An 11,059-nucleotide genomic window follows, 5' to 3' on the forward strand; every position below is an offset into this window, starting at 1 on the left:
TGGCCGATTACGGCGTAGGCATCTACCTCGAGTTGGCGCCGGATGCGGTGTTGTCCGCGATGGTCGGTGACTGTCTGCCGGAGGAGTCTGTCGAAGAGTCCGTGGTGGTGCCGTCCCTGCGACGGGAGGGCGACGAGCCCCGCGCACTGCTGTCCGCCGTGGCTCGACTGCATGTGGCAGGTGTACGCATCGACTTCGGCGCCCTGTTCGGCGGCGCCGTTCCGCCCGTACACCTCCCCGATCTGCCCACGTACGCCTTCCAGCGCGCGCACTACTGGCTCCATGACACCCCGCCCGCCGCTCACCAGAGCCCCGTCGGCGCCCCCGACGACACCGATGACGCCCGGTTCTGGGCCGCCGTCGAACGTGAGGACCTGGGTTCGGTGGCCGAGGCGCTGAGCCTGGCCGATGGCGAGGGCGACCGCGCCGCCCTGGACGCCGTGGGCGGCGCGCTGGGCGTGTTGTCGGACTGGCGACGCAAGCGCGGAGAGAAGTCGGCGGCCGACCGGCTGCGCTACCAGGTCACCTGGAAGCCGCTTCCCGGTGCCGCCTCCGGCGTACCCACCGGCACTTGGCTGGTCGTCCTGCCGTACGGCTGCCGGGACGAGGAGTACGCGGCCCAGGTGGCCCCGGCGCTGAATCGCCAGGGTCTGCGCACCACGACCCTGCGGCTCGACGGAGCCGACTCGGCGGACCGCGCCGCTCTCGCCGAAGCGCTGCGCGGCGCGCTGGCGGACCATGAGGACATCGGCGGAGTGCTGTCCCTGCTCGCGCTCGACCAGCGCATCCGTCCCGGCTCCGCGACGCTCACCGAGGGGGCCACGGCCACCTTGGCGCTGGTGCAGGCCCTCGGCGATCTGGGCTCCGGCCACCGTCTGTACTGCGCCACCACAGGCGCGGTGAGCGTCGGAGCGGCGGACCGGCTCAGCGCCCCCGAACAGGCGGCGGTGTGGGGGCTCGGCCTGGCCGTGGCGCTGGAGCAGCCCGACCGATGGGGGGCGCTGGTGGACCTCCCGGATGCGTTCGACGACCGGGCCGCCCGGACCCTGCTCGGCGCGCTGGCCGATCCGGGTGACGAGGACCAGCTCGCGATCCGTGCCACGGGTGCGTTCGTGCGCAGGATGCGGAGTCATCCACTGCCCACCGCCGTGGCGAAGCCGGAGTGGCGCCCGCGTGGCACCGTCCTGGTCACCGGCGGTACGGAGGGTCTCGGCCGGCACGCCGCGCGCTGGCTGGCCGGTGCCGGTGCCGAACACCTGGTGCTGACCGTCGGAACGGATCCGGGGGCGCCGGATCCGGAGGAGCCGGATGTGGTGGCCCTGCGGGGCGAGCTGAGCGGTCAGGGCGCGAAAGTGACGGTGTGCCCGGTGGATCTCACCGACCGGGACGCGGTCGAGCGGCTGCTCACCGGCCCCGCGGCGTATCCCGAGCTCACCGGCGTCGTGCACACCGCCGACCTGGCACGGATCGCCCAGACCGATGCCACCGGCGCCGATGAACTGGCCCGGACGCTGGCGGCCAAGGTCGACGGTCTGCTCCATCTGGACACCCTCCTGGCCGATCGGGAGCTGGACCTGTTCGTGGTCTTCTCCTCGGTCGCCAGCGTCTGGGGCGGTGGCGGCCAGGGACTCATCGGCGCGGCCAACGCACAGCTCGACGCCCTGATCGAGCGTCGCCGCGCCAGGGGGCCGGCGGCCACCTCGGTGGCCTGGGGTGTGATCGACGGCTTCGGTGTGGCCGCCGACGCGACGGCCCAGGAACAGTTGCGCCGCCGTGGTGTGCTGCCCATGGCGCCCGAGGCGGCCATGGCGGCCCTGACACACGCCGTCCGCCATGACGACACGCTCGTGGCCGTGGCGGACATCGACTGGGCGGCGTTCGTCCCGGCGTTCACCTCGCTGCGGCCCAGCCCGTTGATCGGTGACCTGCCGGGCGTTCAGGAGATCGTCGACAGCCTCCGGCCGGACGAGGCCACCGACGAGTCCGCCTCGGAGTTCCTGCGCGAACTGGCCGCGGGCTCCGACGCCGAGCGGGAACGCGCGCTGATGAAGGTGGTACGCGAGAACGCGGCCATCGCGCTGGGACACAGCGGTGTCGAGGCCGTCAAACCGCAACGCGCCTTCCAGGAGCTGGGGTTCGACTCCCTCGCGGCGGTGAACCTGCGCAACACCCTCGGCGCCGCTCTGGGCACCCGGCTGCCCGCCACCCTCGTCTTCGACTACCCCACGCCCATCGCGCTGGTGGAGTACCTGCGCACCGAACTCCTGGGAGACCGGGGCGACGACGAGGTCACCGAGGCCGATGAGGAGGAGATCCGCCGCGTCCTGGCCTCCGTACCGTTCAGCCGGTTCCGCGAGGCGGGAGTGCTGGCCGCGCTGCGGTCACTGGCCAGGACGGATGCGACCGCGGGGAACGGGAGTCGGCCGTCCGCCGACGAAGAGCTCGACCTGATCGATGGAATGGATATCGCCGGACTGGTCCAGCGGGCATTCGACGGAACCCAGTTGTGATCGCGCACTCGAAGCGGTGGGAGCAGCCATGAGCAGCAGCAGCCAGAGTGAACAGATCGTCGAAGCCCTGCGCGCCTCGCTGAAGGACAACGCCCGGCTCAAGCACGAGTACGACAAGGCGGTCGCGGCCACCTCAGCTCCCATCGCCATCGTCGGGATGGCCTGCCGGCTGCCGGGCGGGGTGAGCACACCGGAGGAGCTGTGGGAGCTGGTGTCCAGCGGCGGTGACGGCATCTCCGGCTTTCCGGTGAACCGCGGCTGGGACCTGGACAACCTCTTCCACCCCGATCCGGACCACCCCGGCACCAGCTATGCCACGGAGGGAGGTTTCCTGCACGACGCCGGTGAGTTCGACGCGGGCTTCTTCGGCATCTCGCCTCGCGAGGCCGTGGCGATGGACCCCCAGCAGCGGATCATGCTGGAGCTGTCCTGGGAGGTGTTCGAGCGCGCCGGGATCGACCCGACCACCAAGCGGGGCAAGGACGTCGGTGTCTATTCCGGTATCGCGTTCCATGACTACGGTGCCGGTCTCGCCGAGGTCCCCGAAGGGCTGGAGGGCTTCATCCTCACCGGTGGGGCGGGAAGCGTGCTGTCCGGACGGGTCTCCTACGCACTCGGCCTCGAAGGCCCCGCTGTGACGATCGACACGGCGTGTTCGTCGTCGCTGGTGGCGTTGCATCTGGCGGCGCAGGCGTTGCGGTCGGGTGAGTGCTCGATGGCGCTGGCCGGTGGGGTCACCGTGATGGCGGCCTCCGACGCCTTCGTGGGCTTCTCCCGGCAGCGCGGACTGGCCCCCGATGGCCGGTGCAAGGCGTTCGCGGCGTCGGCGGACGGCACCGGGTTCTCCGAGGGCGCCGGTGTGCTGCTGCTGGAGCGCCTGTCCGACGCCGTCAGCGCGGGCCACCCGGTGCTGGCGGTGGTGCGCGGCTCGGCGGTGAACCAGGACGGTGCGTCCAACGGCCTCACGGCGCCCAACGGCCCCTCGCAACGGCGCGTCATCCGCCGGGCGCTGAGCAGCGCGCGGCTGTCGGCCGCCGAGGTGGACGTGGTGGAGGCACACGGCACGGGTACGGCGCTGGGCGACCCCATCGAGGCGCAGGCCCTGCTGGCCACGTACGGCCGGGACCGCGACCGCCCGCTGTGGCTGGGATCGGTGAAGTCGAACATCGGCCACACCCAGGCCGCCGCCGGGGCCGCGGGTGTGATCAAGATGGTGATGGCGATGCGGCACGGCCTGCTGCCACGCACCCTGCATGTGGACGCTCCCACGCCGCAGGTGGACTGGTCGGCCGGCGCAGTGGAGCTGCTGACCAGCGAGCAGCCGTGGCCGGAGGCGGAACGGCCGCGCCGGGCCGCCGTATCGGGCTTCGGCATCAGCGGCACCAACGCCCATGTGATCCTCGAAGAGGCCCCGGCCGTCAAGTCCACCGAGCCCGGCTCGGCCGCCGAAAACGGCTCGGCCGCCGAAAGCGGTACGGCCGCCGAAAAGGGTACGGCCACCGCCGCCACCGATCCGGCGCCGTCCTCGCCGACGCCACCGGTGTTCGACGACGGCCACGATGCCCCGGTCCCGCTTCTGGTGTCCGGGCGGGGCGAGTCGGGACTGCGCGCTCAGGCCCAGCGACTGCTGTCGTTCCTGGACGAACGCCCCGCGGTGGCCCTGCCGGACCTCGGCTGGTCGCTGGCCTCCGGGCGGGCGGCCCTGGAACAGCGTGGCGTGGTGCTGGCCGCCGACCGGGACGGTGCGCTGCGCGGCCTGACCGCACTGGCCCAGAACACCGCCGCACCAGAGGTGATCCGCGGCACCGGCCCGGCCACCGGCCATATCGCCTTCGTCTTCCCCGGCCAGGGCTCGCAGTGGCAGGGCATGGCGGCCGAACTGCTCTCCTCCTCACCGGCGTTCGCCACCCGGTTCGCCGACTGCGACGACGCGTTGGGACGCCACCTGGACTGGTCCGTCATCGATGTGATCCGGGGTGCCGAGGGAGCGCCCTCCCTGGACCGGATCGAGATTCTGCAACCCGCGCTGTTCGCGGTGCATGTGTCCTTGGCGGCGGCGTGGGCGGCGGCCGGGGTCGAACCGGCGGCGGTGGTCGGCCACAGCCAAGGGGAGATCGCGGCGGCCTATGTGGCCGGGGCGCTGTCGCTGGAGGACGCGGCAACGATCGTCGTCCTGCGCAGCGCCCTGTTCGCCGAGGAACTGGTGGGCAAGGGCGCGGTGGCCTCCGTAGCGCTGTCGGCCGACGCCGTGGAGAAGCGGCTGGCGGCCTGGGGCGAGCGGCTGGTGATATCGGGACGCAACGGCCCCTCGGCGGTGACCGTCGCGGGCGAGGTGGCCGCGCTCGAGGAATTCGTGGCCGGCTGCAAGGCCGACGGGATCCGGGCGCAGGTCGTGGGCTCGACGGTGGCCTCGCACTGCGCCCAGGTCGACCCGTTGCGGGACCGCATCCTGGCCATGTTCGCCCACATCACCCCGCGCCGCGGACACATCCCGTTCTACTCGACGGTCACCGGCGGTGTGCTCGACACCGGCGAACTCGACGCCGAGTACTGGTTCCGCAACGCACGCCGGCCGGTGAACTTCGAGGGCGCCGTCCGCGAACTCCTCGCCGACGGATGCGGCTTCTTCGTCGAGTCCAGCGCCCATCCCGTGCTGGTGACGGCCCTCCAGCAGATGTTCGAGGACGCCGGGGCCGACGCGGTGGCCGTGGGCTCTCTGCGACGCGACGAGGGTGGTGCGCGGCGGTTCCTCGCCTCCCTCGCCGAGGGCCATGTGGGCGGGCTGCCGGTGGACTGGTCGACGGTGTTCGCCGGTTCGCAGCCGCGCCGGGTCGAGCTGCCCACGTACGCCTTCCAACACCAGCACTACTGGCTGGAGTCGACCGAGACCTTCGGCGACGCGGCCGGGCTCGGCCTCGAACCGGCCCAGCACCCCCTGCTGGGCGCGGTCACCGAATTCCCCGAGTCCGGCGGTGTGCTGTTCACCTCCCGGCTGTCGCTGCGTACGCATCCATGGCTGGCCGACCACGCGGCGGCGGGTACGGTGCTGCTGCCCGGGGCGGCGTTCGTGGAACTGGCGGTGCGCGCAGGTGACGAGGTCGGCTGTGGTGTGGTGGAAGAACTTGTCATCGAGGCACCGCTCACCCTCGCCGAGGGCGACGGCGCCCGCCTTCAGGTGTTCGTGGGCGAGGCGGGCGACGCCGGGCGGCGCCCGCTCTCCGTACGCTCCCGCGCGGAGGGAAGCGGACCGGGGGCGGCCTGGACACGGCACGCCACCGGTGTCCTGGCCCCGGCCCCCGCCACCACCCCGCCGGAAACCGGCCTCACCCAGTGGCCACCTGCCGGGGCGGTCCCCGTGGACCCCGAACGGGTGTCGGAGGCGTACGAGGACATGGCCGCCGCCGGATACGGCTACGGACCGGCCTTCCGGGGACTGCGCGCGGTGTGGACCCGGGGCGAGGAGGTGTTCGCCGAGGTCGCACTCGCCGAGGACCAGGGGCTCTCGGCGGATGGCTTCGGCCTGCACCCGGTGCTGCTCGACTCCGCCATGCACGCCATCGCCTTCCGCGACCTCGGTGCCGACCAGGCCACGCTGGCGCTGCCCTTCGCCTACCGCGACGTCGCCCTGCACGCCGCCGGAGCGTCCGCCCTGCGCGTCCGCATCACGCCGAACGGCCACGAGGAGGTGGCGCTCGAGCTGGCGGACACCGGCGGCGCGCCCGTTGCCGCCGTCGGATCGGTGGTGTCCCGGCCGGTGGCCACCGAACTGCTGGACACCGGCGCCTCCCCCGCCCGGGAGCGGATGTTCCGCGTCGGCTGGGACGAGCTTCCGGCGGCCGTGGCCGACACCACAGCGGACACACCGCACCCCGTACCGGTGGCGACCGCCGAGGACATCCGGGAACTGGCCGAGACCGCCGACCTGGGCGTTCCCGAGGCGCTGCTCCTGGACCTGACGGGCGAGGCGCTGCTCCCGGACCCGACACGCGAGGCGCTGCTCCCGGACCTGGCCGGCGAGGACCAGGAGCCGAGCGCGAGTGGCGTACGGGAGGCCACCGGCCGGGTGCTGGAACTGCTTCAGACCTGGCTGGCCGCCTCCGAACTGGAGGACACCCGGCTGCTCGTGCTCACCCACGGTGCGGTGGCGGTGCACCACGACCGCGAGCTGACCGATCCCACCGCCGCCGCCGTATGCGGTCTGCTGAGGTCCGCCCAGGCCGAGAACCCCGGGCGGATCACCCTGGTCGACACCGACCGGGCCCAGGCGTCCCTGGCCCTGCTGTCCAGCGTGTTCACCGTGGAAGAGCCGCAACTGGCCCTGCGCGACGGCATCCGCTACGCCCGCCGACTGACCCGCGCGGACACCACCGGCGCGCTGACCGTACCCGCGGGCGCGGCGGCCTGGCGGCTGGAGCCCGGCACCGACGGCACCCTCGAAGGTCTGGCCCTGCGCACCGCGCCCGCCGCGCTGGAGCCGCTGGCAGCCGGTCAGGTCCGGATCGAGGTCCGGGCGGCGGGGCTGAACTTCCTGGACGTACTGGTCGCCCTCGACATGAACAGGGTCGATGCCACCATCGGCAACGAGGGCTCCGGAGTGGTCACCGAGATCGGCCCCGGAGTGGACGGGATCGGCGTCGGCGACCGGGTGATGGGGCTGTTCCCCGACGCCGTCGGCCCGCTGGCCGTGGCCGACCACCGCACCGTGGCCCGGATCCCGCACGGCTGGTCCTTCCAGCAGGCCGCCACCGTGCCGATGGCGTTCCTCACCGCCTACTACGGGCTCCGGGACCTCGCAGGTCTCCGAACCGGTGAGTCCGTACTGATCCACGCCGCCGCCGGCGGGGTCGGTATGGCCGCCGTACAGCTCGCCCGGCACTGGGGCGCCGAGGTGTTCGCCACCGCCGCCCCCGCCAAATGGGACGCCGTACGCGCCACCGGAATCGGCGAACACCGGCTCGGCAACTCGCGCACGGTGGACTTCGAACCGCGCTTCCTGGACGCCACCCAGGGCCGGGGCGTCGATGTGGTGCTGGACAGCCTGGCCGGGGAGTTCGTGGACGCCTCACTGCGGCTGCTGCCCCGAGGGGGCCGGTTCCTGGAGATGGGCAAGACCGACCTGCGGAGCCCCGAGGAGGTGGCAGCCACCCATCCCGGCGTCTCCTACCAGGCGTTCTCCCTCTACGAGGCGGGCAACGACCGCATCGGGGAGATGCTCCGCGAACTGGCCGAGCTGTTCGACCGGGGAGCGCTGCACCCGCTGCCGCTGAACACCTGGGACGTACGGCACGCCCCGGCCGCCTTCCGGTACATGAGCCAGGGACGGCATATCGGCAAGAACGTGTTCACCCTGCCCCGCACCCCCGACGCCACCGGCACCGTCCTGGTCACCGGCGGCACCGGCTCCCTGGGCCGCCTGGTGGCCCGGCGCATGGTCACCGAGCACGGAATGCGCAACGTCGTCCTGGCCGGACGGCGCGGCAGAGCCGCCGAAGGGATGCCGGAGCTGGAGGACGAGCTCAGCGCGCTGGGGGCCACCGTGCACACGGTGGCCTGCGACCTCGCCGACCGGGAGGCGGTGGCCGCACTGCTCGGCTCGATCCCCCAGGACGCCCCGCTGACCGCCGTGGTGCACACCGCCGGCCTGCTGGACGACGGCGTCATCACCACCTTGACCCCGGAACGGCTGGACGCGGTGTTCCGCCCCAAGGTGGACGCGGTGCTCAACCTGCACGAACTGACCCGCGACCTCGACCTCGCCACGTTCCTCCTCTTCTCCTCCGGCGCGGGCACCTTCGACTCTCCCGGCCAGGGCAACTACTCCGCCGCCAACGCCTTCCTCGACGCACTGGCCCGCTACCGCCTCGCCAGGGGGCTGCCCGCCACCTCGCTCGCCTGGGGCCTGTGGGGGCAGGTCACCGAGATGAGCGCACACCTGGACGACTCCGACCAGCGGCGCATGGCCAAGGGCGGCATGCTCGGCCTCTCCGTACCCGAGGGCATGGAGCTGTTCGACACCGCGCTGCGCGGCCCCGACACCGTACTGGTCCCCGCCCATATGGACTTCGCCGCACTGCGCGCCCTGGCCGGATCCGGCTCGCTGCCCGCACTGCTGCGCGCCCTCGTCCGGGCCCCGCGCCGGGCCGTCGACAACGCGGCGGCGGACACGGACGACCTGGTGAGCAGGCTGACCAGGGCAACCGCCGGCCAGCAGGAGAAGATCCTGCTCGACCTGGTCCAGCAGGAGGCCGCCGCCGTCCTCGGCCACGCCTCGGCCGACCTGATCGAACCGAACCAGCCCTTCAAGGAGATCGGCTTCGACTCGCTCACCGCCGTGGAACTGCGCAACCGGCTCTCCCGCCGCGCCGGAGTACGGCTGCCCGCCACGCTCATCTTCGACCACCCCGCCCCCGCGTCACTCGCCCACCATCTGCTGGCCGAACTGGGCCAGGAGGTCGACACCTCCGAGGTGCTGATGGCCGAGCTGGACACCGTGGCCGCGACCCTGGCCGAGGTGACCCCCGACGCCACGACCCACGCCACGGTGCTGGCCCGCCTCCAGCTCCTCGTCGAACAGTGGGAGACCACGGAAGGCGCCACAACCGCCGACGAGGACGAGGAGTTCGACGTGGACACCGCGACCGACGAAGCCATGTTCGAGCTCATCGACCGGGAATTCGGCACATCGTGACCGCTCCCCGCGCGACCGACCACCGCACCCCGCCAACCCCCCAGCACACGCCACCGTTTCCTTCAGGAGCGAACACTCATGGCAGATGACGGGAAGCTGCGCGAATACCTCAAGCGCGTGCTGGCGGACGCCCGCCGTTCCCAGAAGCGGGTCCGCGAGCTGGAGGCCGAGAAAACGGAGCCGATCGCGATCGTCGCGATGGCCTGCCGGCTGCCGGGCGGAGTGTCCTCCCCGGAGCAGCTCTGGGACCAGGTGCTGCACGGGCGGGACGGAATCACCGGCTTCCCGGTGAACCGCGGCTGGGATCTGGCGCACCTGTTCCATCCGGACCCAGACCACCGGGGCACCAGCTACGTACACGAGGGCGGCTTTCTGCACGACGCCGGGGAGTTCGACGCGGGATTCTTCGGGATCTCCCCGCGCGAGGCGGTCACGATGGATCCGCAGCAGCGCATCATGCTCGAGCTCTCCTGGGAGGCGTTCGAACGGGCCGGAATCGACCCGACCGCGTGGCGCGGCAGGGACGTCGGTGTCTTCTCCGGGTTCGCGGGCAGTGACTACGGCGCCGGGCTGCCGGAGCTGCCGGAGGCCCTGGAGAGCTATCTCATGACCTCCGACGCAGGAAGTGTGCTGTCCGGCCGGATCTCCTACACCTTCGGGTTCGAGGGCCCCGCCGTCACGGTCGACACCGCGTGCTCCGCCTCCCTGGTGGCCCTCCACCTGGCGGCGCGGGCCCTGCGAGCGGGAGACTGCTCGATGGCGCTGGCCGGTGGCGTCACCGTCCTCGGCACGCCCCGGGCGTTCATCGGCTTCTCACGCCAGCGCGGACTCGCCGCCGACGCGCGCTGCAAGGCATTCGCCACGGCGGCGGACGGCACCGGCTTCTCCGAGGGCGCCGGAGTGCTGCTGCTGGAGCGGCTGTCGGACGCGGAGCGGAACGGCCATCGGGTGCTGGCGGTGGTGCGGGGCAGTGCGGTGAACCAGGACGGTGCGTCAAATGGTCTGACGGCGCCGAACGGCCCCTCGCAGCAGCGTGTCATCCGGCAGGCGCTGGCCCATGCACGCCTCACCGCCACCGAGGTGGACGCGGTGGAGGCCCATGGAACGGGCACGGCGCTGGGCGACCCGATCGAGGCGCAGGCGCTGCTGGCCACATACGGCCAGGGGCGGCCGGAGGACCGTCCGCTGTGGCTCGGCTCGCTCAAGTCCAACATCGGCCACACCCAGGGAGCGGCGGGCGTGGCCGGTGTCATCAAGATGGTGATGGCCCTGCGGTTTGGGGTGTTGCCGCGGACGTTGCATGTGGATGAGCCGTCGTCGCGGGTGGATTGGTCGGCGGGTGCGGTGGAGTTGCTGGTCGAGGAGCGGGTGTGGCCGGAGGTGGGGCGTCCGCGTCGGGCCGGGGTGTCGGGGTTCGGGGTGAGTGGGACGAACGCCCACGTGATTCTGGAGCAGGCTCCGGACGTGCCTGACCTTGCCCCCTCCGCACCACCGGAGCTGCCGGGTGGTCTGGCGCTTCTTCCGGTGTCCGCGCGGGGCGAGGGCGCGCTGCGTGCTCAGGCGCAGCGGTTGCTGTCTTTTCTGGGTCGGCGACCGGAGCAGGATCTTGGTGAGTTCGCTCTTGCGTTGGGTTGTGGTCGGGCGGGGTTGTCGGATCGTGCGGTGGTGGTGGCGGGGGATCGGGGTGAGGCGTTGGCGGGGTTGGGTGCGGTGGTGCGGGGTGAGTCGGTGGGGGGTGTGGTGTCGGGTTCGGTGGTGCGTGGTCGGTTGGGTGTGTTGTTCGCTGGTCAGGGGTGTCAGCGGGTGGGGATGGGGCGTGGCCTGTACGAGGTGTTCCCGGTGTTCCGGGAGGCTTTTGATG

At 72.3% G+C, this 11,059-nt stretch carries 3 protein-coding genes; all 3 read left to right on the top strand.

Annotated features, from left to right (window positions below; all coding sequences use genetic code 11):
• Positions 1-2,510, top strand: a 2,510-nt coding sequence (locus tag KN815_RS40625) for a beta-ketoacyl reductase (RefSeq protein ID WP_216346810.1), incomplete at its 5' end; no start/stop codon positions are given.
• A gap of 28 nt (positions 2,511-2,538) precedes the next feature.
• Positions 2,539-9,198 (top strand): type I polyketide synthase, encoded by a 6,660-nt coding sequence (locus KN815_RS40630; RefSeq protein ID WP_216346811.1) that lies wholly within the window; start codon positions 2,539-2,541, stop codon positions 9,196-9,198.
• A gap of 78 nt (positions 9,199-9,276) precedes the next feature.
• The coding region (locus tag KN815_RS40635; protein WP_216346812.1) for a type I polyketide synthase at positions 9,277-11,059 on the top strand (1,783 nt) is incomplete at its 3' end.

This window comes from Streptomyces niphimycinicus (assembly GCF_018883605.1).
Taxonomy (GTDB): Bacteria; Actinomycetota; Actinomycetes; order Streptomycetales; family Streptomycetaceae; genus Streptomyces; species Streptomyces niphimycinicus.